Origin of the sequence: Amphibacillus cookii (assembly GCF_016908375.1) — a bacterium.
GTDB classification, from domain to species: Bacteria; Bacillota; Bacilli; order Bacillales; family Amphibacillaceae; genus Amphibacillus_C; species Amphibacillus_C cookii.
Genome location: NZ_JAFBDS010000011.1, coordinates 1 through 24,310, shown reverse-complemented (window position 1 = coordinate 24,310; position 24,310 = coordinate 1). Strand labels below are relative to the sequence as shown.

Here is a 24,310-nt window from a genome sequence, read left to right as displayed (position 1 = left end):
GTTCTTCATATTATTTTTATTCACTGGTCCAGTCAACTTCTTTGTCAGATATTCGAACCGTAAACAATTTTTATAAAGTTTTTTTGCAAACGTTTTAAAGGGTGCATACAACGCATTTTAATGCATATTAATCAATAAGTAATATTTTTTAAAAATTTTAAATTTTCAGAAAAGTTGTTGACGTTTTGAAGAATTGTTTTCTATAATACTTATCATTAGCTTTTTTAATTTGCACCATCAAATACATTTAAGCCGTCAGTTGAGCGTGCGATACAACCAAATTTACTCGAGGGCGCAAAAGGGAAGTGAGGAGAGCAGATGCTTTATGAAAAAATAGCAGAAGCGTTAGAAGTACAATTTGAGGAAACCGTTACAAATCGTCGTTATCTTCACCAACATCCTGAACTATCTTTTCAGGAAATCAATACAAAGCGGTTTATAAAGGACAAGCTAGTAAGCTATGGCTATACTGCGATAGCAGAAGAGATTGGTGGTGGTGGCATTCTCGCTACTCTAGATTCCGGAAAGCCGGGCCCAGTCATCGGCTTTAGGGCAGACTTTGATGGATTAGCTGTACAAGAGGAGACAGAACTTTCTTTTCAATCCACACAAGCAGGCGTCATGCATGCTTGTGGACATGATGCACATACGGCTGGTTTGCTGAGCATAGCACGTGCTGTGCTACCACTTCGTGAAGAACTAGTGGGAAAACTGGTTTTTATCTTTCAACACGCAGAGGAAGTCCCCCCCGGTGGGGCAAAAGGCATTGTCGAATCGGGGTTGCTTGATGATCTTGACGCAGTATACGGCTGGCACGTTCAAGGGGATGATCCGTACAACGGTAAAATATATATTCATAAAGGTTATGCGATGGCAGCAACTGATGCCTTTACCATCGAGATCCAAGGTAAAGGTGGTCATGGGGCATCACCGCACACAAGTATTGATCCAGCAGTAATTGGTGCGTATCTTATTCAGCAACTTCAAACGCTTGTATCAAGGAGAAAAGATCCAATTGATCCTGCTGTTCTTACCATTGCAACGTTCAAAGCTGGGGAAGGTGCACACAATGTGATTTCAGATCAAGCCATCATTAGTGGGACGGTTAGAACTTTAGATCCAGAGGTGCAAGATATGATTGAGCAAGGGATTACAGATATGACTGAGAATGTTTGTAAGGCACATCAAGCTACAGGAAAAGTAAAGTATGAGCGTGGCTACCCATCAGTGTATAACTATCCAGACGAGACAACGCTAGTCGAACAGCTCTTTAAAGAGAAATTTGGGGAAGACATGGTTGGTGATATGCCGGTTATTATGGGAGGCGAGGATTTTGCCTATTACTTAAAGAAAAAGCCAGGCTCATTCTTTTTTGTTTCAGGTGGTTCTGTAGAGCAAAGGGATCTTTTTCCACACCATCACGGTAAATTCACCTTGGACGAGCGTAGCATGCTTACAGGTGCAAAGGCATTTGCTTTATTAATTAATCACTATTTAACAAAAAAAGTAGGTGAACCCGTATGAGCCTAACCCAATGGTTAATTGACTTAGAAGCTAACCAAGCCGAAACAACAGAAAATCGTCGTTATTTACACGCCCACCCCGAATTATCCTTTCAAGAAAAAGAGACAGCAGCCTTCATCTTGAAAACCTTACAAGGGTATGGCATCACTGATATTTCCACGAACGTCGGAAATGGCTATGGCATGGTCGCCACTATAACGGGTGGGCAACCTGGTCCAACCCTTGCATTACGCGCTGACTTTGATGCGTTGGCCATTACTGAGGAGACTGATGTCGCCTTTGTGTCGAAAAATGTCGGAGTTATGCATGCCTGTGGACATGATGTGCATACCGCCGCTTTATTAAGTGTTGCAAAGGTGTTGCACCATCATCGTAAATCGCTCAAAGGAAATGTCGTGCTCATTCACCAGCACGCTGAGGAAGTATTGCCTGGTGGGGCACAAAGCATGGTGGAAGCTGGGGCGCTTGAAGGGGTTGATTACGTATTCGGTATTCATGTCGCTTCAAACCTTCCAAAAGGAAAAATCGGCTATGCACAATCATATGCAACGGCAGCTGCAGACTCTTTTGAAATCAAGATTCAAGGAAAGGGCGGGCATGCCGCTCGACCGCATCAAACCGTTGACTCGATTATGATTGCGAGTCAAATTATGACCGACTTACAAACGCTAGTCAGTCGAAAAGTAGATCCAGTAGATCCAGTGGTATTAACTTTTTCTGGGGTTGAAGCAGGTGGAACAGCATATAACATTATTGCTGATACGGCAATGATTCGAGGTACGATTCGAACCTTAGATGCGCAGGTGCGGGCATTTATGAAAGCCAGCTTAATCCGGTTAGCGCCGCACATAGCTGAGATTCAGGGTGGAACAGCAACGGTCAGCTATATTGATGGCTATCCGTCTGTCAAGAATACGCCTGCAGAGGTGGAGTTACTTTTAAAAACGATGACCGGTCAATTTGGTGAAGAAAATGTGATTAAGTTACCTACTATGATGGGTGGTGAGGATTTCTCATATTTTTTAGAAGAAAAGCCAGGCGCATTCTTCTATGTTGGAGGCGAGAACAATGATATACAAGCCAATTATCCGCACCACCACCCTAAATTTAAAATAGACGAGCAGAGCCTACATCAGTCAGGACAAGCATTTTTAGCTCTTGTTGCACAGTATTTGTTGTAGAGGAACAAGTCAGAGGAATAAAGAAATGGAGGGTTTTCAATGGGGAAGTATATCGTTAAGCGTATTCTGATTACCATTCCCGTGCTACTCATGGTAACAGTATTCTGTTTTATTATTGTTAATTTAGCACCAGGTGATCCAACGGATTTATACATTTCCGAAAATGCTACTGAGCAACAAATTGCGCAGATGAGAGCAAGTTTAGGTCTCGATCAGCCTTTTCCTGTTCAATACTTTAAATGGTTACTAAATCTTATTCAAGGCAATTTAGGCTTTTCATTTGCGTCGCGTATGCCTGTCGTTGATGTATTACCGTCTAAGATTTGGGCGACGGTTACCTTGATGTTCTCAACATTGGTAGTCTCGTATTTAATTGCGATACCACTCGGGATTATCAGTGCGAGAAAGCAAAATGGCTTTGTCGATAATATGATCACAGGTGTTTCTTTTTTAGGCATTTCAATTCCAAACTTTTTCTTCGGCTTAGCCTTAATCTATATCTTTGGGCTACAACTAGGTATTTTACCGACAGGAGGAATGGAAACGTTAGGTGGTAATGGCGGCTGGCTGGACAGAATTCAACACTTAGTTTTGCCGACAATAGTACTCGCAGCCTTTTATTGTTCCAATATGATCCGTTATGTCAGGGCAAGCATGATCGATATTTTTTCAGAGAATTATATGCGAACGGCTACGGCGAAAGGCTTAAAAGAAAAGCTCATTCTTTGGGGGCATGGTGTTCGTAATGCTTGGGTGCCGATTATTACTGTTATTAGCACTGACATTCCAAAAATGCTCGGTGGAGCCATTGTAACTGAACAAATATTTCAATGGCCGGGGATTGGTCAATGGATGATTTCCGCTATCAATGCCCGTGACTACCCGGTGCTAATGGCAATTAATCTAATTGCTGCTGTGTCCGTACTCTTCTTTAACTTAATCGCAGATTTACTTTATGCAGCAGTTGACCCAAGAATTCGTTATTAGGAGGTGTGTGAATGGAGGAGCAGTTAAAGTTTAATCCAGTTTCGCAGAAAAAAATTATCGAAATGGAGCAACTAAGTCAAATACAGGGAATCAGTCAAAATGATGATAGTTATACAAAGACGATTATCAAACGTTTTTTAAAGGACAAAATTGCCACTGTAAGCCTCATCGTGTTTGTCCTGTTAACGCTTATTGCTATATTTGCACCCGTCCTTGCTCCTTATAATCCGAATCAAACGGTTGGTTTTTTTGAGGATGCACCATCAAGTGAATTTCTTTTGGGAACAGATGAGGTGGGAAGGGATGTACTTAGTCGTTTAATTTATGGTGCACGCGTATCACTAACAGTTGGTGTCTTATCAGTAGCCATTTATGCGGTGATCGGCACAACTTTAGGATTACTTAGTGGTTTTCTAGGAGGCTTCTGGGATAGTGCCATTATGCGATTAACTGAAGTGTTTATGGCATTCCCATATTTTATGGTCATCCTTGTGATTGTTAGTTTAATAGGCCCAAGTATTTGGACGGTTACCTTTGTCATTGGGATCTTGGGTTGGCCTATGCTATGTCGACTCGTAAGAGGCGAAGTGATGAAGGTTAAAAAAGCTGATTATGTCCAAGCAGCTATCTCATCAGGCTATCACACCTTTCAGATTGCTTTTAAGCATATTTTCCCCAATGTGCTTACGTTGATCTTAGTTAATATGACATTTGGTATTGCGACGTCGATTATTACCGAGGCATCGTTAAGCTTCCTTGGTGTAGGGGTGCAGCCGCCAACGGCAAGCTGGGGTAACATGATGTCCAATGCCCAATCGTTAACGGTTTTAGCGAATCAGTATTGGAGGTGGTTACCAGCGGGGCTAATGGTTTTAATATCTGTTCTTTCTGTCAACTTTTTAGGTGATGGGTTAAGACGTGCCATTGATGGCGAAGTAAAATAAAAAAAGGGTGGGACTTTCTATGGTAAGTTTTAAAAAACTAGCATTATTGATCATGATTCTTTTCGGAATGGTATTTTTTCTAGTGGCTTGTGGTGGAGGAAGCGATGATACCGAAGCAACGGGTGACAATGATGGTGAGGGAGAAGAATTCGCTCCAGATGGTGATGAGGATGACACCTTGTATGTTGGTTTAACAAATGCACCGGGTGGTTTTAACCCACTTAATGCGCCTGATACAGTGGCACAGTGGATTCTACGCATGCTCTATCCAACTTTGCTAGAACAACCGGAATCGTTAACCTTTGAAGGAAACTTAGCAGAGTCATTTGAAACGGAAGATAATCAAAACTTTACCGTTACTTTACGCTCAGGTGCTGAATGGTCAGATGGCGAGCCGATTACAGCAGACGATGTTGCTTACACATTAGAGCTGATTGCTAACCCTGATGTTGAGACGACCTGGGGTGTTAATATTTCCAGTTTAGAAGGTTTGCAAAGCACTGGGAAGTGGGAAGATGGTGCTGATGGTGTGGCAGGTGTCGAGGTTATTGATGAACAGACGCTTATTTTAACGACAAAAACACCGGTTGATCCTAATTATATAAAAGAGATGATCGGTTTTAACGTTTATATCGCACCTAAGCATATCGCAGAGCAGTATGAACCGGCTGAACTAGCAAATTCTGAATTTGCGACGACACCTAGTGTCTCAGGTAGCATTTATCAATTTGTCGAATATGAAACGGATTCATATGTTCAATTAGAAGCTAATCCGACTTACTATAAGGGAGAAGCACAATTAAAGAATGTCTACTTAAGAGTCGTAAACGGTACGAATTTGGTCACCGAGCTTCAATCCGGCGGGGTTGATATGGCAGCCGGTGGTGGTATTGGGGTTGTGCCGGTTACAGAGGTAGATACATTAGCAAACGATGATAACTTAGACTTTGAAAGTTACCCAGGATTTGCAACGCAATTTATGTTTATTAACAATGAAGAATTTGACGCAGATGTTCGCTTGGCGATGATGTATGCCATTGATCGAGAGGCGATCGTCGAACAATTATTTAGAGGGAACGCTGAGATACTGAACAGTACGTATACATCAGCAAGTGTTTATTTTGATCCTGATGTAGAGGCAATCCCACATGATGTTGACCGAGCACGCGAGTTGTTAGAGGAGTCAGGATTCGATTCAAGCCAAGAAATTGAATTAACTGTTCCAACTGGTAATAGAGCACGTGAGCAATCTGCTAGCTTAATTCAGCAAAACCTAGAAGAGGCAGGCTTCAATGTGACTCAAGTAACGTTTGATTTCGTTACAGCTTTGGCAAATGTTAGAGAAGGTAACTATCAAATCGGGCTTATTGGTATTCCGTTAACATCAGATCCTGACCAGACTTATCTTTGGTCTCAATCAGGTACGACCAATTTAGCACGAGTAAATGATGACAAAATAGAAGCGTTGCTTGAGCAAGGACGTACGTCAACAGATATGGAGGAGCGCCAAGAGATATATTCAGAGCTACAGGAATACTGGCGAGATCAGGCTTTCTCTGTTGGATTATATGGCGATTTTCAATATAAGGTGCAAAGTAAAAACCTTAATGGTGGGATAAAAGAGTTTTGGGGTGGTAGTCTTCATGATATGCACGAGTGGACAAAAAATTAACAGATTAATGGTTTAAGATAAGTGCTTGACTTCGGAGTCTTAAAAAGGCTCCGAAAGCACTTAGTTTATGTATGACAATAGGGTTGTCTTAATATGTAAGGGGGGTATCTGGGCATGGAGAGGAAAAGTATTCTTTCAGTGAAGGACTTAACGATCTCTTTTAACACTTTTGAAGGCGAGGTAAATGCTGTTCGGGGGGTTACATTTGATCTGGAGGAAGGCGAGACCCTTGCATTGGTGGGTGAATCTGGCTCCGGGAAAAGTGTTTCTACCAAAGCCATTACTCAGCTCCTGCCAAAACGTAATACCACCATTTCTAAGGGTGAGATTTGGTATCATGATCAGGATTTACTTAAAACGTCGAGTAAGGATATGAAAAAAATAAGAGGCAAGGACATTGCGATGATCTTTCAAGATCCAATGACCTCGCTAAACCCAACCTTAACGGTAGGTAGGCAGATTGCTGAACCACTAATTGAGCATCAAGCTATGAGTAAGCAAGCGGCGAAGACAGAAGCAATCTCACTTATGAAAAAAGTAGGGATTATTGGCGCAGAACAGCGCTTTCAGCAATATCCCCATCAGTTTTCTGGAGGGATGAGACAGCGGGTTATGATTGCGATTGCATTAGCGTGTCATCCTAAGATCCTCATTGCCGATGAACCAACCACTGCTTTAGATGTTACCATTCAAGCCCAAATTATTGACCTGTTAAAGGAGCTCCAAGCGGAGTTTGATACGTCGACGATTTTTATTACCCACGATTTAGGTGTCGTTGCTAATATTGCTGATCGGGTAGCGGTCATGTACGCAGGTAGAATTGTAGAGATTGGTACAGTTGATGAAATTTTTTATAACCCAAAGCATCCCTATACCTGGGGATTGCTGGCTTCAATGCCTACCATGAAAATGGAAAGAGAGGATTTATACACTATTCCTGGGTCACCTCCAAATTTATTAAATGTTCCAACAGGAGATCCGTTTGCCTCGCGAAATATGTATGCTTTAGAAATTGATTTTCAAGAAGAACCACAAATGTTCAAGGTCAGTGATACGCACTATGCTGCGACGTGGCTACTGCACCCCAATGCGCCTGAAATAGAGGTGCCAGATGAAATTAAACGTAGAAATGAACGGTTTGCTACCATCTTAGCTACAAAAGGAGAGTAAATCGATGAATAAGAATCCAATTATGCAAATTAAAAACCTAAAAAAAACCTATAATCCAGAGAAAGACAATGAGGTTCGCGCTGTAGACAATATTAGCTTTGATATCTATGAAGGCGAGACATTTGGTTTAGTAGGCGAATCAGGCAGTGGTAAATCGACAACAGGAAAGCTACTCATGAAACTAGAAGACATGACAGATGGTCAGGTTATCTTTCTAGGCGAATCGATTCAAAATAAAAGAAGCCGACAGGACTTGCTGGCATTTAGAAAAAACATTCAAATGATTTTTCAAGACCCTTATGCATCGTTAAACCCTAAAATGACAGTGAAGGACATTATTGGTGGGCCATTAGAGGTTCATAAGCTTGTCTCTAGTCGGAAAGAACGCGATGAGATGGTCTATAATCTTTTAGAGCAGGTGGGATTGAGTAAAAGCTTTGCGAACCGCTATCCAAAAGAGTTTTCCGGTGGGCAATGTCAACGCATAGGAATTGCTAGAGCGCTAGCTTTAAAGCCCAAATTTATTGTTGCTGATGAAGCGATATCGGCACTGGATGTGTCGATCCAGGCGCAAATTGTTAATCTCATGCGCCAGCTTAAACAAGAAGGTAATCTGACTTACCTGTTTATTGCCCATGACCTTTCGATGGTGAAGTATATTAGTGATCGTATTGCTGTTATGAACCGAGGCAAGATACTTGAGCTTGCAACCTCTGATGACATTTATCATGTTCCACTGCATCCTTACACTGAATCATTGCTGTCTGCTATTCCGGAGCCTGACCCTGAGTCTGAACGTAACCGTCAGCGCATGGCCTATGATGAATCGAAATTCACGTATGATCAAGATGATCCCCATATAGGCTTGTTTGAGATCACAGACAAACACTTTGTCTACTGCCATAAAGATGAGGTTGAGGGCTATAAACAAAAGGCAGAACGTTTAAAGCAAGCGATAATTGTATAGCGGTGTAAAGCATTTTGAAGAGGAGTGATTAGTTTGGTTGTATTGTCGATAGTTGGGCTATTTAGCATTCTGTTAGCATTCATTTTTCTCACCATTGCGTATACAACGGATAAAAATAGTGGGAGCTCAGCTTTTCATAAGCTTTTAGCAACGGTTGTGACAATCATTGCTTTTGTGATAGTAGGCTTTAGCTTAATGGCGGGTGGTGATGCTAGTCCGATGGTAAGTGGAACTACTTTATTTATAGAAAGTATCAGTTTGGCTGTTATCGCGACGATCATTGCCTCTTCCACGTTGGATGAACGAGCAAGACCTTTAGCTTATGTAATCTTAAGTATATTAGTGGGAGGGCTATTGTTTCCGTTATTACAGCGCTGGACGGATGAAACTGGCTGGTTAACTCAATTTGGCTTCTTTGATAGTAGTGGACTAGGTCTTATCCATCTAACGATGGGGGCAGTTGCGTATATAAGTGCATGGATTGTTGGTCCGAGACTTGGAAAATATAATCATAATCGTGTGCAGGCACTGCCCAGCCAATCATTATTTTTAGCGCCTATAGGTATTTTGTTCGCATGGTTAGGTTGGGGGGCCTTGACGTTGATGGCGCTCTCAGTAAATCCTGAGTCTCATCTCGATCAATTTTATCGTTTGGGTTATAACTTCTTCCTCATCCCATCTGTAAGTTTTATTAGCACGTATGTATTTTGTTATATTTATTTCAAACGTTTGGACATGACCCTTCTTTATAACGGACTATTGATTGGCATTGTATTCGCTTCTATTGCAGGTGCTGGACTATCAACAATAGGAGCTGTTATCAGTGGTTTCATTGGAGGCATTGTTGTTGTCTATGTCATTAGTTGGGTTGATAAAAAGCTTAAGGTTGATGACCCGATTGGGTTTGTTACTGTTCATGGAGTAGGTGGTTTTTTAGCCTTGTGCATGACTGTTTTGTTTCCTGAGGGAGGCTTAAATAATGCTTATGCGCAATTTTTTAATCAATTATTAGCCAATTTAATGTTAATCGCTATAGTAGGGGGTGTGACGGTACTCGTACTCAAGGTTACCGACATTACTTTGGGGTTGCGTGTTTCTGAAGAAGCCGAGTCTTTTGGCTTGGATAGCAGTATATATCGACTACCCAACCGATATGGTAGCTTATCGTCAATGAGTGTTGGTAAGGTACCAAAAAAAGAGGCGCTTAACCTAACAGATCAGACATCTCTTCGACCGGATAAGATGGAGCTAGATGTGGCTGATCTAGATAATTCAGCCACGCTTGCTAAGTTGCCAACGATAAGGCGCTTTGAAATTTTAACCAACCCAGATCGTCTGGAACGTCTGACCCAAGAACTCAATGCCATTGGCGTATCAGGTCTAAATGTGGCGAATATCACAGGGTTTGGTGTACAGAAGGGACACACCTCCTTCTACAGAGGTGTCGAGGTAGAATCACACTTTCTCCCTAAAATAAAACTTGAAACAATTGTTAGTGCAATTTCAACTGAGGACATGCTGAAAGCGATTCGACGTGCCCTTTATACCGGTCACATTGGTGATGGGAAAATATTCATTTCATCCATTCAGGATGTGGTACGTGTCAGTACAGGAGCGACGGGAAAGGATGCATTAATTTACACGCAAACAGAATAGAAGAGAAAGGTGCGAATAAGATGTCAGAAGCCACACTTTACTACAATATGCGCAAATTGGATGATGCGTTTGAAACATTTAAAGCTCAAGCTTGGTTTGTCGTAGTCGATGGACGGATTGTTGAGCAAGGTGAGGGTGAAGGCTTACCTAATGTGCCAGAAAAGGTCAATATGAATAATGGCTATGTGATACCAGGACTGATTAATTGCCATACCCATATAACCTTAAATCCAAAGGACCCGTTATGGCTTGAAAAGCAGGCGAGTATTCCTTATTTAACAAAAATGGCACTTGATAATCTTGATGAATTGCTAAGAGCAGGTGTGACTTTTTTTCGAGATGTTGGAGCTCCACATGATATTGATATTGAAATGAAGCGCATGATAGATCAAGGAGTGTTTATCGCGCCCGATGGTATTGTATCTGGAACGCCAATAGTCATGACAGGTGGTCATGGCTATCAACTGGGGCTAGAAAGCGATGGAGTAGCTGAGGTGATCAAGCACACCCGTCTGCTAATGAAAAAAGGTGTTGGGTGCATTAAGCTAATGGCCACTGGCGGCGTCATGACCAATGGTGAAACACCACATGATATTCAGCTTTCTTCGGAAGAGATGCAAGCAGCCGTAAATGAGGCAAAGCATAAAGGAATACATACAGCTGCTCACGCTCAAGGCCTAGAAGGTGTTAAGCTTGCTATTCAAGCGGGTGTCCATTCAATTGAACATGGTGTTTACCTTGACGATGAATCAATTGATTTGTTTTTAGCAAACGATACTTATTTATGCCCGACTTTAGCAGCGCCTTATTTTATTGTTGAAGAGGGCGAGCGGCATCATATTCCAAGCTATATGGTGGAAAAAACGCAAGCTATGCTCGATGACCATCGTCGAAGTCTAGCAAAAGCTATAAAGGCTGGTGTTAAAATTGTACTCGGAACAGATGCTGGAACGCCCTTTAATTTATTCAAACATACCCCATTTGAGCTTAAGCTACTTGTTGACTGTGGCATGTCAACACATGAAGCAATAAAAGCAGCTACCATCTATGGAGCTGAGATGATGGGGATTGAGAAGGACTTTGGAAGCATCACTATCGGGCGCTATGCCGATTTTTTGGTGCTAGAAGAAAACCCCCTCGACAATATTGAGGTACTTATGAAAGAGAAGCAGGTTTATAAAAAAGGCAAGCCATATAAGTAAAGATGCTTAGTGTCACTCTTCAAATGCGATACGCAAGTTGAAGGGTGATTTTTTGTGTTAGGCAAGCATCAAATTTAACAGAGACGCGGGATTCCACGCCAATAAAATGTTCAAGTGCCAAGCAGAAGAAAAGCGATGAGACGGTGGGTGAGACACACTGACAGTGATAGGGGTGCTCAATCACATTGAATATAATTGAATACTTACAAATAACGATAAGTATCGAAATTGTTCGTATCTATTTGAGAGAATACGAATGATATAGGTATTTATCGTTTTTTGTACGAAGATTAAATTGAAGAAAAGAGCAACTATAATAAGTGGAGGAAACAATAGCGAGACGCCTTGAAAGCCAAAATGAAATCCACTCAATAAAAAAATTTAAAAAAATAATTAAAACTAAAACAGCGTTTGATAGTCTAATATATGGAGAAAGTGGAGGTGATGTTTGAGTGGCAGAGGATGTTGTAAGATTAACAGATTTCCGTAAGAATGATGAGGCATTTATTGAGATCATGAAGACTTATCAAGTCGATTTATATCGAACGGCACTTGCTTTTTTGAAAGATGAAAATGAGGCCATTGAAGCCATACAGGAGGTAACATTTCGTGCTTATCGGAAGAGAAAGCAACTAAGAGAGCTAAACTATGCGAAAACATGGCTGATTCGTATTATGATTAATTATTGTCAGGATGTTATAAAAAGAAATAATCGATTTTCATCCATGTTAACTGATTTGGAAGGTAATCATGAGGATCAGGATCACTACTTTTATTTAGAGCAGGCAATTCGCACCTTGGGAAAGAAAGAACAGGAATTAATCTATTTAAAGTATTTTCACGGCTATACATTCAAAGAGTTGGCGGAACAGCTAAACCAACCAGAAGGGACCATAAAAACAAAGCTGTATCGCTCATTAGCACAATTAAAGCAACAGCTTGGTGATGAAGAAGGAGGGTGGGAATATGTCTAAGCAGCTTAATGAATGGTCAAAGCGATACGATCAAGGTGATATTCCGGTACTAGAGGTGGAGAGCGCAATGGATAGAGGTGTGAAAAGAGCAAAGGTCTCTCTAGTTAGAAGAAGAGGCCGGCAAATAGGCTTGGTTGCCTTCGTTTCCTTCTGGCTAGCCTTAACCTTATTAATTAATGTCTCCCCCACGTTTGCTAATCAACTAGGTAATGTCCCGGGCATGGAGCGATTGGTTGAATTCTTTCAATTTGATCGAGGCAAGATGGCAGCAGTAGAGAATAATTACTATCAGCCTATTGGGCAAAAAATTGAAGCGGGTCCGTTCACCTTTACCATTGAAGGCGCGATCAGAGATTCGCATGATATTGTGTTTTTATATACCTTAGAGGGTGAAGAAGGAATGGAAAATCCTTCATTTGACATTAAAGGCTTTAAAGTAAATGGAGAAACGGTTGAAGGTTATTCGGTCTTTATTAGTTTTGGTGGTGAAGAAGACCGAGGCAATGATGAATTTAATACCATTACATTATCTACGCTAGAGCCGATAGAAGCAGATGACCTGGAATTAGATATTACATTTATGGGGGTTGTGAATGAAAAAGAGTTGACAGCGCAGGCATCCATGCCAATCAAGGTTGAGGTTATGGGTGACGAGAAGCATTTTAAGGTTAATGAAACGGTTGTTATTGAAGGACAGACGCTCTACATTCATGGGGTTACCCTCTTCCCGCTAAAGGTAGAGGTTGAGCTCTCGGTTGATCCAAACAACACGATGCGAATACTGGGTTTTGATGATCTCGCTTTAATGGATGAAAGCGGTGGTAGCTGGACAAAGATTGAAAATGGAATGGTCGGGTTTGATAATCTTGAGGATGGCGGCATGAAGGTGTATTTACAAAGTAATTATTTCGAGTCGCCTGAATCGTTAACGCTATTCTTTAGTAAGATCCAAGCCGTTCCTAAGGATGCTGACTACTTACTTATTGATTTAGAAAGGGAGCAAATACTGCACGATCCATATGGAAAATACAACAAAGTGGATTACAATGGCAAAGAACTATCCATTACTTACGACCGAGCGGAAATAGGTTTTGATCAATTTTTAGCATACGAAATGACCACATCAGAAGGGGATGCGCTACGTGTTTCTGGCTATTCCTCTAGACAAAATAATGGGCAAAACAGTTTTGTATGGCATGTACAGACAGATGAACCGCTTGTTAAACTTAAATTAGATGCTTACCCACATTGGCTAGAAAAAGCGGTTCATATAAAACTATACTAAGTTAAAACAGGGAGCGATAGCAATCACTCCCTGTTTGTGTGGAAAAGCCATAGCTATCGTATCTCCCATCAAGCGGAGATAGATGTAAAAGTTATGTAAGAACATTTATAATTAGTTACTCAACTTTCGCCCACTGAAAATAGTCATTCAACCTTGATCGTGTTCAATAGGCTTGTTGCCTTTACTTCTGCATGGATGTGCCGCATACGTTTAGCACGTTATGTCGTTCCGAAAAGCAAGGGATTCGCTTTTCGCGAGGATGGCTTCAGCTAACTTGAGTCGCAAACCACGGATTGAAATGGTGTTTGATGAGATCTTGAAAGACAACCATTATTAAGATAGATGTTGCGATTTAGCAGGTGAGCTATGTGTAGACGCCTGTGGGAGTAGCTCAGCTCACGCCCACGGCTAGGGAGACACTGCGTTTACCAAGATGTCTCCCTTGTGCTTGGGAGAGTGAAAGCGGAACATATCTCCCCTGCGCGTCTAGAATGAAAGTTTTATAATCAATTGAAAATCTATATTCAAACGCAACGCTTATATTTAATATGAGGGTTACCCTTATGCTATCTTGGCTGAACCTGAAAATTTAGATGGGAAAGTTGAGTTAATTATCATTTAAACACGAACAACTTATCCGGATATTTGTGTTTAAAGTTCGTGTTTTTAGGGAATTCAAGTTTAATAATTAGCATAAAAAGTAAATTATTGATGATAATTAAGTCAAAAGGTTAACATTGTCAAAAAATCTAACCGTGAAAATTAGTTTTTAACGTAAAAGTTTTGTAAATTGCATTGACTTGTTAGTCCCTCTAAATAATAATGGATGTGTAGGTTAAACACATATGATTATTTGGAGGGGGAATTATTTTGTTAAAGCGTTTAGGATTTGTTGTGCTAGTCTTTTTTGGTTTGCTAGCCTTAGTCGCATGTGGTGAAGAGATTGGTGAAAATACTACACCGGGTGATCAGACAGATAATGGCTCTGAAAATGGTGAAGATGCAGAAGAAATAGATAAATTAGTAATGGGATTTATCCCTTCTCAAGATGCAGGTAACATTGCTACAACTGCTGAACCGTTAGAAGAATTTCTATCAGAAGCATTAGGGATTCCTATTCAAGCAGAAGTAATGGTCGATTTTAGTGGGCTTATTGAAGCGATGCGTACACAACAGGTTGATATTGGCTTTTTAAATCCATTTGGTTTTGTTCAAGCTGAAGACCGTGCTGGTGTTGAAGTTATTTTGAAATCGATTCGTAACGATGAGGATTCGTATGTTGCACAATATACCGTTCCAGCCGACTCTCCAATAGAATCAATCGATGATTTAATCGAAACAGAAGGTTTGGTTTGGGCTTATCCAGATGATTTATCAACATCAGGTTTCTTATTCCCCGCGAAGCAATTGCTTGACATGGGTATCGAAGATTTAGATGACCATTTCCAACGCTTTAGTGTAGGTGGCCATGACAATGCCATGATGCAATTAATTGATGGACAGGCAGATTTTGCAACGACATTTGATGATGCACGTGACACACTTGCAGATGAGTTTCCAGATGTATATGACGACCTTCGTGTCATCGGTTATACAGATCCAATTCCAAATGATACGATTTCGGTAAGAAGTGAATTACCAGATGAGATAAAGCAGCAAATTACCGAAGCGTTTTTAAGTTTAAATGATAACGAAGAAATGTTAGAAATCATGCATGAAATATATACGTGGGATGGTGTAGCTGAAGCACAGTCTTCTGACTATGATATCGTTCGTGAAGTGTTTGCTGAATTTGAAGATGATTTGGCTAACTAATGCTGTTTGAGTCAATAAAATGATACAAGAGTGTCTGTTATCATAATGCACTTTTAATGATAACAGGCGCTTCTTTTCTGTCTTTCTCATGTCGGTCAAGTACATGAGGTTAAGAAATCTTATGAATCGTTAATGCAGAAAAAATGGATTGTCTATCTGTTGAAGAGACAGAGAAAGTCAATTTTTCTAATGTAAAGAGCCAATTATTTAAGTTATAATAGATAGAAATATGTTGGCATTTGTCTTTAATGCTAATCCACAGTTGGGAAGGTGAGCAAGTTTGATCGAGATAAAGGATATGTCGTTAGTTTATCCGAATGGGCATCAAGGCTTAAAGGATATTAATTTAACGATCAATGACGGTGAATTTGTCGTTGTGGTCGGAATGTCTGGGGCTGGCAAGTCCTCGTTAATTAGAAGTATTAATCGCATGGTAACACCAACTGATGGTGAATTGCTGTTGGACGGTGAGAATGTATTAGCTTTTAGAGAAAGAAAGTTACGTCAATTACGAACAAATGTAGGGATGGTCTTCCAAAGCTATAATCTTGTTAAGCGGATGTCCGTTTTACGAAATGTTATGGCAGGTAGGCTGGGGCATACCGGCACGTTAAGGAGTATGCTCGGGCTGTTCTCACAAGATGACTTGCAATTAGCTATGAATAATTTGAAGCGTGTCGGTATTGAGGAGAAGGCTTACGTTCGAGCTGACCAATTAAGTGGTGGACAACAGCAACGGGTGAGTATTGCACGGGTTTTGACTCAGCAACCGAAAGTGATTTTAGCGGATGAGCCAGTGGCAAGTTTAGATCCCCCTACTTCACATAGAGTGATGAAAGATTTAAGGCGTATTAGTAAAGAAGACAATTTAACGACGCTTGTTAATTTGCACTTTATTGATATGGCAATGGAATATGCTGATCGTATTATCGGGTTGCGTGATGGCCAGGTCGTTTTTGATGGTCCAATTAGTGAAGTTTCTGAAGCTACATTTGAGGAGATTTATGGTCGCCCAATTAAAGACGATGATCTTCTTGGAGGCGATGAAGAATAATGGCCAATAAAAATACGAACGGTAAAAAAACAACGGAACGCTATCGATTAACACAACCACGTTTTAAATGGATGCTTGCCTTCACAATTATCGTTGTGTTTAGTTTATATATGTTATCTGTTTTTCAAACCAACGCCTTTCCAAATCGAGTGAAAGAAGGTTTACCGATTATTTATCGTTTTATGATTGAGGATTTATTTCCGCCTAACTGGGGATATTTGAACAGAGTGGCCCAAAGTCTATTGGAAACATGGAACATGGCACTTTTTAGTACCACCTTTGCAGCAATCTTTGCACTGCCGCTTAGCTTTATTGCTTCTAGTAATATTAACCGTAATAAATGGCTGTATCAGGTAGTCCGTAATCTGTTAAATATTTTGCGAACCATCCCTGAAGTTATTTTAGCCGTTTTGTTTGTTGCTTTAGTTGGCATTGGTGCTGTATCAGGTATTCTTGCGCTGACAGTGTTTTCTTTAGGTATTCTTGCAAAACTTGTCAGTGAAACGATTGAAGCGGTAGACCCTGGACCGATTGAGGCAATTCGAGCTTCAGGAGGAAATACGCTTCAAGTTATTACTTATGGGATCATGCCGCAAATTTTGCCGCAATTTGCGTCATATACGTTATATGTATTAGAAATTAACGTCAAGGCATCGGTTATTTTAGGGTTTGTTGGTGCAGGTGGAATTGGGATTATTATGCAACAACAATTAAGGATGTTTAATTATAATAACGTAGCAACGATAGTATTTATGACATTTTTAACGATTACAATAATTGATACAGTAAGTAATCGCTTGAGGGGGCACCTAGAATAATGAGCGAACAAGCAAAAATAACATTAAGAAAAGCCCAGACAAGACGAGGGAAAATCAAATTTTATATTACACTGCTTATCCTCAGTGCCCTTTATATCATTGCTATCTTAAATACATCATTTCGTATTTCCGGTTCGCAAGCCTCGCCGTTAGATACGCTAAGAAGAATATTTATAGTTCCCATTACACAAGTGGATTACATCGTTCAGTTTCCAGAGTACATTGGATATATGTTAGAAACGATCGCGATCGCTTTTGCAGGTGTAGTTGTTGCGACGATCTTGGCTATTCCTGTTGCTTTTTTGGCAGCGCGTAATATATCGAAGAAATTTTCTTACCTGGGTAAGGCACTGTTAAATGCGATTCGTGCCATTCCAGAATTAATTTTCGCGATCATTTTCGTTGCTGCAGTAGGTATTGGGCCGTATGCAGGTGTGTTAGCAATTAGTATTAATTCGATCGGTATGTTAGGAAAACTATATGCCGAGGTGATTGAATCGATTGATCTTAGCACCGTTGATGCGATTCGTGCGAGTGGTGGTAATCGATTGCAGGCGATATGGTATGGTGTCCTTCCCCAAGTATTACCTGAATTCTCTTCTTACTCGATTTATCGGTTTGAGATTGATGTTCGTGCATCGACTGTACTTGGGATTGTTGGTGCAGGTGGGATTGGCGCGCCACTTATTTTAGCAACTTACCAAAGAAACTGGGAAGATGTAGGTATGATCTTAATTGTTGTTGTACTATTTGTCAGCTTAATTGACTTTATTAGTGGTAAGATTCGTAAAAAATTAGTCTGATTTAGAAAATGTTATGATCGATGAGGGTCTTATAATTGATCCTCATCTCTATTTGTTTTAAATAATAATTAAATGCATGAGAACGAGAAAGGTGATATGCTATGCAAACAGAAGAAATGATGTATCAACACGCAAAAGAATGGGCCTATGAAGCGGGTGTTATTTTAAGAGAGGCAATTACACAAGAAATAGATATTGAATACAAGACATCAGCTGCTGATCTCGTGACAGAAAAGGATAAGGAAATTGAACGCTTTTTTGCAAGTAAGATTAAGACATATTATCCTACCCATTATTTATTAGGAGAAGAAGGCGTTGAGAAAAGTGGAGATTATCAGCCGGAACATGAAGTCGTTTGGGTTGTAGATCCCATTGATGGCACAACGAATTTTGTTCATACTAAAGCGAACTTCTCCGTATCAGTTGCGATATATATTGAAGGTAAGCCGACAGTAGGTGTTATATATGACCCAGTGAAAGACGAAATGTTCCATGTGCTAGCGGGGCGAGGATTATATATTGATCAAAAGCCCGCTGCTCCTGTTGTTGAGAAAAAATCAATTGAAGAATCGCTATTTTGTGTTAATCATCTTTGGTTGGCTCCAAACGATGACCTTAATGAAAAAAAGTTACAGCAACTTGTTGGTGATAGTCGTGGCTTTCGTTGTATTGGATCTGCTGCTCTAGAGCTTGCATATGTAGCAACGGGACGTATCGATGGTGCGCTTTATAATGGCTTGGGTGCCTGGGATTTTGGGGCTGCCTATGTCATGTTACAGGAACAAGGATTAACCTGTACAACACTTGCCGGAGCGCCGGTGTATTATTTCGATCACTCATCCATCCTTGTTGCTTCACAAACGCTCCATCAGAAGCTTTTAAATCAATATATTGACGTAAAGTAGGAGAGATGTAAGTGTGCAGATGCAGAGTGAATCGATGCGGGGATGGTTAACAGCCGTTTTTAGATGCTAGAACTGCTATCGCCTTTTGTGTATAACTTTATCACAGAGATGCCTACCTCAAAATAGAGCAGAGATCACCTATTTAGGTGGAGCTAACGGCCGCTAATGTACTGATTCACTAAACGATCAATCAGTGGTGGGTAAGATCTTAGACTAAAACCGCTACATCTTTAAGAAGGATGACAGACTAAGACCGCCACGTCCTGTGGCAACGTCTGCATGACCTATGTCCTGTAGCCCTTCGCCTACTGATTGAAGGTTCGTTTTATCAACAACAAAAATGGTTACGGCTACTTAAATCACTAGGAAAGGATGTATCGATGGAAAAGTTATATATTTTTGATCTTGATGGAACACTATATGAGGAAACGGATCACTTCGATTATTATGCTAAACGATTGATGGAATGCGTTCCTGCCCAAGATCAAGACAATTATTGGGCTGATTATCAGCAAACCAAGCAAGGAAATCATGTGATTGCAATAGGGAAAGCCTATGATGTTGAACGTGATCTATCAGTGACCGTAGACCCACTAACATTACAGGCAACCGCTGCTCATAAGTGGGATGGAACGCCAGTGCAGAACGTTGCAGCGATTTATGGCAAGGATGCCTTGAGCTTTGATTTCACTTCACTTGTGGCGATCGGTGATGGATGGTGGCTCCCCTTTGCTTGTGCTAAACATTATGGTGTGAAGGATACACAGCCAAGTTACCATGCGACTAAAGCCTATATGGTAACCGATCAATTTCAATTGCGAGAAATTGAGGGGCTTCGTTCATTTCTATTATCATTAAAGACAACTGATAAAATTGTGTTAATGACCAATAGTGATCGTGAAGATGTGACACGCTTATTAAAAGAATTAAATTTAGTTGGCGTTTTTGATCACATCATCTCTTCGGCAAGGAAGCCGGAGAAGACGCGCTATTATTTTGAGCAACTTCAATCGTTTTATCAATTACCTTATCAGCAAATGGTCTCAATTGGCGATAATTTTATTAATGAAATAGCCCCTGCACTTATGCTTGGCATGGAGGCCATTTACTTATCTCCACATGATCCAGGCGGTTCGCACGAAAATTTAGTCCAATACAGTCATATTGCTGACTGGTATAAATAAACCTATTCTATCTTATTATGCATCAATAAAGGGCCTCATTTTCTGGAGACCTTTTGATGGATGATAAATAGGATAGGTTTTTCTTTCGTTCTAATTATTGATTTGTGCCCATATAGTTAAGTAAGTATGAACGGAGGGACAAGCGATGTCGAAAAGTGTAAAGGTAGTGATATGGTTACTAGGAGCGATTGTATTAATTTTACTTATGCAATATCCTATTGAAACTAGTATTAATTCAACAGAATTTCTAAACTTACCTTTAACGAATAAAGTCATTGTCCTTGATCCTGGACACGGTGGTGTTGACGGTGGTGCGGTTGGAGATGACGATACGCTAGAGAAAGACATTGCATTAATGGTCAGCCGAAATTTAAGAGATTATCTCCAACAGGCCGGTGCGGTTGTATATTTAACGAGAGAAACGGATAAAGACTTGGCTGCTGGGGATACAAAGGGGCTATCGCGGCGGAAAGTTGAAGATTTAAGAAATCGGATCGCTTTTGTTGAAGAGAAAGATCCTGATTTATTTATTAGTATTCATTTGAATGCATTACCTTCAGGCCAATGGCGGGGTGCTCAAACCTTTTATCACCCCAATCGTTCGGATTCGAAGGTGTTAGCTGAATCTATTCAGAGTGAAATCATTACTAGCTTAGGTAATACAAACCGAGATGCTTTAGCTGTGAATAGTATTTATATATTAAAATATGCTCACCGGCCATCAGCGCTAGTAGAAATTGGTTTTTTATCGAATCCTGAAGAGCGTGAATTATTAAAAACACCGGCATATCAAGATCAAATGGCAGCAAGTATATATCACGGTATCTTAAATTACTTTGCCTCAAGTGAACAGTAAATTTTTTGATTAAAAATGATTGTGATATACTACCCCTACAGACGTTAGTAATGAAAGGTTGGTATAGTTGTGTTAACAAAAGAACAAGCGATCGCTTTATTGAAGCCAGTAAAAGATCCATTTATAAATAAAACCCTTGCTGAAACGGGGGGGATTCGTGAAGTCAAAATAAACGAAGATAAAGGACACGTTAGTATTAAGATCGCAATTGCTGAAATGAACACCGCTGAGCAAATGCAACTGCAACAAGAGTTGGTCGCCAAGCTTAAGCGAGCAGGTGCGGAGACCGTGGGCTTACGGTTTGAGCAATTACCTGATGACCGAATTAAGCAGTTTCATAAGAAGGATGAAAAACCTACGTTGTTAAACGGTAAATTGGGTACCCAATTCCTTGCGATTGCTAGTGGTAAAGGCGGAGTGGGCAAATCAACGGTTACGGTTAATGTTGCTGTTGCACTTGCCCGTTTAGGAAAAAAAGTTGGGATTATTGATGCTGATATTTACGGTTTTAGTGTACCGGATATGATGGGGATTACTGATCGGCCAACTTTAAAAGGGAATCGCATTATTCCGGTTGAAGCACATGGTGTACAACTTATGTCAATGGGTTTCTTTGTTGAGGACAATGAGCCGGTCATCTGGAGAGGGCCTCGTTTAGGAAAGATGTTACGTAGTTTTTTTGATGAAGTTGAATGGGGGAAGCTAGACTATTTATTGCTTGATTTACCACCTGGCACGGGTGACATGGCTTTAGCTGTTCACAATACCATTCCAGCGTCAAAAGAGATTATCGTTACGACCCCTCATCCGACCGCGGCATTTGTAGCCTCTCGCGCTGGTAAAATGGCGATAAATACCCAACATGAAATTGTTGGCGTTATAGAGAATATGGCTTATTTTGAAAGTAAAGTAACGAAAGAGAAAGAATACGTATTTGGACAAGGAGGCGGTCAGAAGCTAGCAGAAGAGTTGCAAGCACCGCTAATTGGTCAAATTCCATTAGGTCAACCAAGTAATCATCCAAGTGCAAGAGGCTCAATTTACACTAACGATGATCCGATTGGACAAATATATCATGAAATTGCGCAGTATGTGATCGATAAAGAATAATGTTAATGAAGAAAGTAACAAAGTATAGCAACGACCCATCCTCCGTTAAAATGAGGGGATAGGTCGTTTTCTTTTGTCTGCTACGGCATGATGCCAGATCAGAATTAGATATTTAACTATTATTGCTAGAAGGGTCATCTTCAGATTCCTGGTCTTCGCTTGCTTGTTCATCTTTAGCTTCCATTATTTTTTTAGCGTGATCAACTACAATTTCAGAAACCTTTGCTTGGAACAAGGGGGATTCTAAAGTTTCTTGTATGCTTTCTTCTAAATGACTTTTAAATTGCTGGCTTTTCATTAGGCCTAGCATTTGTTCGTCAATTTCAGGGTTTGCTAAAAGCTCAAGCATTTTTTCTTGAAAAGAAGCATCGCTCATTAGTCGCTTAAATACATCTTCCTGTTGACTAATCATAGCATCAGAGAACTCCTTTACAAATTCTTGATCGCTAAACATGTTCGACCAAAATTCTTGTCCTTCTTCAGAGGTTAATGCTTCCTCAATGGCTGACTGAACAATTTGATCATGGATCACGTAAATCTGTTGGGTTGATTCATCGGCAATCACTTCTACAATCGATTCCTTGCCTTCATCAGATTTTAGAATATCTGTCACCATTTTCTTTGTTGTTTCGTAGTTAGCCTCTTGATTACTTGAGTTGTTGTTTGGGCTACAGCCCATTAAAGAGCTGACTACTATTAATACGAAAAGCGTTATTTTTTGATAAGACATTGCCACTCTACTCCTTCTGGAATAAAATCATCATACCTTTAATATGAGAAGAAAGAAGGAGAATTATGTGTCATACCTATTCAACTGGGTCTGTTTCAATGTCAGCTTGAGAAATAAGTTCTGATACGGAGATGAATTTAAAACCTTTTTCTTTTAAGGTAGGGAGAATTAATGCTAGGGATTCTGCTGTTTGAATAGCAGAATCTGATGCGTGCATAAGAATGATATCCCCGTTTTTGGTCTCGGATATAACCTCATCCACAATGTTATCTACTCCTGGTGCCTTCCAATCGTTTGAATTAACCCGCCATTGAATAACGTCATAACCTTGTTTGACCGCTATTGTAAGAACGTCTTCATCTAAATGACCGCTAGGTGTACGCAATAGATTTAAGTCAGTGTAGCCTAATTTGTTAAATACATCCTGTGCTCGGTGTAAGTCTTTAACAATGGCGTCGTTGTCTAGGTCAAGATAGCTTTTATACCGGTAGCCTAGCATGCCTATTTCATGTCCGGCTTCATCAATAAGCTCGATCAAGTGGGGATGGTGTTCTGCCCACTCGCCGAGTAAAAAAAAAGTCGCCTGAACATCATGTTCGTTAAGTTGGTCTAAAATAGGTTCTATCATTTGATCTCCCCATGTAACATTGAAGGTCAAGCTGATATCCTCATTATTTTCATTCCCTCTTGCTAATCCAACGGGCCCATCTTGTGAAGAGAATACGGATAAATGATTGCCTCCGTTTATAGCAAGAATAGTTATCGTTAGGATAGTGAAGACTATAATGACGAAATATCTTTTGACATGCTTTAATTTAATGGTATAGAAAAAAGTCATAGCGCAGCTCCTTTAGAAAAGAATGTACTTCATTATATGCATGTCCATCTATTAAATATGTATATCATGCAAATTTAGACAAGCGTCTTAGCAATTTAAAATGAATGATTTTAATGAATGAAATGGGGTTGGTTACATGTTGGGATTAATGGTCACAGATAAGGAATTAAAAGAAATGGAGTATTTAGTAAAAAGAGAGATGGAAGAACTATTGTTTGATATGGAAGATAGTCGGGTTGATCAGGTTGTTAAGCAAGCAATGACTGCTAGATATCGGGTGCTGTTTCAACTGTTACGAAAAATAGCAGATGATCAAGAAGTGATAAAGTATATCCCCAATTATAAACTATAATTTTTTAATATGGTATTTTTAAAAAAGTATTGCATCAATGGGAAGGGTATGCTATATTATTTTTTGTTGTCAGAAGAAATGTGCTATAAAATAATCATTCGCTTTTTAAAATTCTTTTTCAAAAAGTGTTGACGCCATTTTGCAAACGTGATATATTATATCTTGTCGCAAAAATAAGACAACAACTCAATTGATCTTTGAAAACTGAACAAAACAACCAGTATGTTAAGAAAAGAAGTAAGAAGCAAGCTAGTGCTTTAAACGAGCAAAGGGTGATAGATAG

22 protein-coding genes are annotated in these 24,310 nt (G+C 40.1%); 20 read left to right on the top strand and 2 right to left on the bottom strand.

The window, feature by feature from the left end; translation table 11 throughout:
• The first annotated feature begins 318 nt into the window (after positions 1–318).
• The 19 genes from JOE23_RS14955 (at position 319) to JOE23_RS14865 (ending at position 22,107) form a co-directional block, all read left to right on the top strand.
• Positions 319–1,524, top strand: a complete 1,206-nt coding sequence (locus JOE23_RS14955; protein WP_204439644.1) for a M20 metallopeptidase family protein — start codon at positions 319–321, stop codon at positions 1,522–1,524.
• A complete protein-coding gene (locus tag JOE23_RS14950; RefSeq protein WP_204439643.1) occupies positions 1,521–2,705 on the top strand; it encodes a M20 metallopeptidase family protein in 1,185 nt (394 codons plus the stop codon). Before JOE23_RS14955 ends, JOE23_RS14950 begins: the two co-directional genes overlap by 4 nt.
• 39 nt (positions 2,706–2,744) lie before the next feature.
• Positions 2,745–3,692 (top strand): ABC transporter permease, encoded by a 948-nt coding sequence (locus tag JOE23_RS14945; RefSeq protein WP_204439642.1) that lies wholly within the window; start codon positions 2,745–2,747, stop codon positions 3,690–3,692.
• An 11-nt stretch (positions 3,693–3,703) separates the two neighbouring features.
• A complete protein-coding gene (locus JOE23_RS14940) occupies positions 3,704–4,636 on the top strand; it encodes an ABC transporter permease (protein ID WP_204439641.1) in 933 nt (310 codons plus the stop codon).
• 19 nt (positions 4,637–4,655) lie between these two features.
• Positions 4,656–6,308: an ABC transporter substrate-binding protein gene (locus JOE23_RS14935; RefSeq protein ID WP_204439640.1), complete on the top strand. Its 1,653-nt coding sequence runs from the start codon at positions 4,656–4,658 to the stop codon at positions 6,306–6,308.
• A gap of 114 nt (positions 6,309–6,422) precedes the next feature.
• Positions 6,423–7,478 carry an ABC transporter ATP-binding protein gene (locus JOE23_RS14930; protein WP_204439639.1) on the top strand — a complete coding sequence of 352 codons (1,056 nt, stop codon included), beginning with the start codon at positions 6,423–6,425 and terminating at the stop codon, positions 7,476–7,478.
• Positions 7,479–7,482: 4 nt separating this feature from the next.
• The gene (locus tag JOE23_RS14925; protein ID WP_204439637.1) at positions 7,483–8,445 is read left to right on the top strand and encodes an ABC transporter ATP-binding protein; all 963 of its coding nucleotides are present in this window, start codon (positions 7,483–7,485) and stop codon (positions 8,443–8,445) included.
• A 33-nt stretch (positions 8,446–8,478) separates the two neighbouring features.
• On the top strand, positions 8,479–10,101 hold the full coding sequence (locus JOE23_RS14920; RefSeq protein ID WP_204439636.1) for an ammonium transporter: 1,623 nt from the start codon (positions 8,479–8,481) through the stop codon (positions 10,099–10,101).
• A 20-nt stretch (positions 10,102–10,121) separates the two neighbouring features.
• Entirely contained in the window at positions 10,122–11,303 is a 1,182-nt protein-coding gene (locus tag JOE23_RS14915) for a metal-dependent hydrolase family protein (protein ID WP_204439635.1), read from the top strand.
• A gap of 452 nt (positions 11,304–11,755) precedes the next feature.
• Complete coding sequence (locus JOE23_RS14910; protein WP_204439634.1) at positions 11,756–12,277, top strand: sigma-70 family RNA polymerase sigma factor; 522 nt, start codon at positions 11,756–11,758, stop codon at positions 12,275–12,277.
• A complete protein-coding gene (locus JOE23_RS14905) occupies positions 12,270–13,562 on the top strand; it encodes a DUF4179 domain-containing protein (protein ID WP_204439633.1) in 1,293 nt (430 codons plus the stop codon). The genes JOE23_RS14910 and JOE23_RS14905 overlap by 8 nt, the downstream gene beginning before the upstream one ends.
• 870 nt (positions 13,563–14,432) lie before the next feature.
• Positions 14,433–15,377 (top strand): phosphate/phosphite/phosphonate ABC transporter substrate-binding protein, encoded by a 945-nt coding sequence (locus JOE23_RS14900; RefSeq protein WP_204439632.1) that lies wholly within the window; start codon positions 14,433–14,435, stop codon positions 15,375–15,377.
• Between the two features lie 280 nt (positions 15,378–15,657).
• Entirely contained in the window at positions 15,658–16,431 is a 774-nt protein-coding gene (phnC, locus tag JOE23_RS14895; RefSeq protein WP_204439630.1) for a phosphonate ABC transporter ATP-binding protein, read from the top strand.
• Positions 16,431–17,249, top strand: a complete 819-nt coding sequence (gene phnE, locus JOE23_RS14890) for a phosphonate ABC transporter, permease protein PhnE (RefSeq protein ID WP_204439629.1) — start codon at positions 16,431–16,433, stop codon at positions 17,247–17,249. Before phnC ends, phnE (JOE23_RS14890) begins: the two co-directional genes overlap by 1 nt.
• Positions 17,249–18,052, top strand: coding sequence for a phosphonate ABC transporter, permease protein PhnE (phnE, locus tag JOE23_RS14885; RefSeq protein ID WP_204439628.1), 804 nt, complete (start codon positions 17,249–17,251; stop codon positions 18,050–18,052). The genes phnE (JOE23_RS14890) and phnE (JOE23_RS14885) overlap by 1 nt, the downstream gene beginning before the upstream one ends.
• A 101-nt stretch (positions 18,053–18,153) precedes the next feature.
• Positions 18,154–18,957, top strand: coding sequence for an inositol monophosphatase family protein (locus JOE23_RS14880; protein WP_204439626.1), 804 nt, complete (start codon positions 18,154–18,156; stop codon positions 18,955–18,957).
• A 380-nt stretch (positions 18,958–19,337) separates the two neighbouring features.
• Positions 19,338–20,141: an HAD family hydrolase gene (locus JOE23_RS14875; protein ID WP_204439625.1), complete on the top strand. Its 804-nt coding sequence runs from the start codon at positions 19,338–19,340 to the stop codon at positions 20,139–20,141.
• Positions 20,142–20,286: 145 nt separating this feature from the next.
• On the top strand, positions 20,287–20,997 hold the full coding sequence (gene cwlD, locus JOE23_RS14870) for an N-acetylmuramoyl-L-alanine amidase CwlD (protein WP_204439624.1): 711 nt from the start codon (positions 20,287–20,289) through the stop codon (positions 20,995–20,997).
• A 69-nt stretch (positions 20,998–21,066) separates the two neighbouring features.
• The gene (locus JOE23_RS14865; protein WP_204439623.1) at positions 21,067–22,107 is read left to right on the top strand and encodes a P-loop NTPase; all 1,041 of its coding nucleotides are present in this window, start codon (positions 21,067–21,069) and stop codon (positions 22,105–22,107) included.
• 112 nt (positions 22,108–22,219) lie between these two features.
• Here JOE23_RS14865 and gerD read toward each other — a convergent pair whose 3' ends face one another.
• Both gerD and pdaB read right to left on the bottom strand, forming a co-directional pair.
• Positions 22,220–22,837 (bottom strand): spore germination lipoprotein GerD, encoded by a 618-nt coding sequence (gene gerD, locus JOE23_RS14860; RefSeq protein WP_204439622.1) that lies wholly within the window; start codon positions 22,835–22,837, stop codon positions 22,220–22,222.
• Between the two features lie 76 nt (positions 22,838–22,913).
• On the bottom strand, positions 22,914–23,675 hold the full coding sequence (gene pdaB / locus JOE23_RS14855) for a polysaccharide deacetylase family sporulation protein PdaB (RefSeq protein ID WP_239585458.1): 762 nt from the start codon (positions 23,673–23,675) through the stop codon (positions 22,914–22,916).
• 136 nt (positions 23,676–23,811) lie between these two features.
• Here pdaB and JOE23_RS14850 point away from each other — a divergent pair, with 136 nt between their 5' ends.
• Positions 23,812–24,027 carry a hypothetical protein gene (locus JOE23_RS14850; protein ID WP_204439621.1) on the top strand — a complete coding sequence of 72 codons (216 nt, stop codon included), beginning with the start codon at positions 23,812–23,814 and terminating at the stop codon, positions 24,025–24,027.
• Positions 24,028–24,310 lie beyond the last annotated feature (283 nt).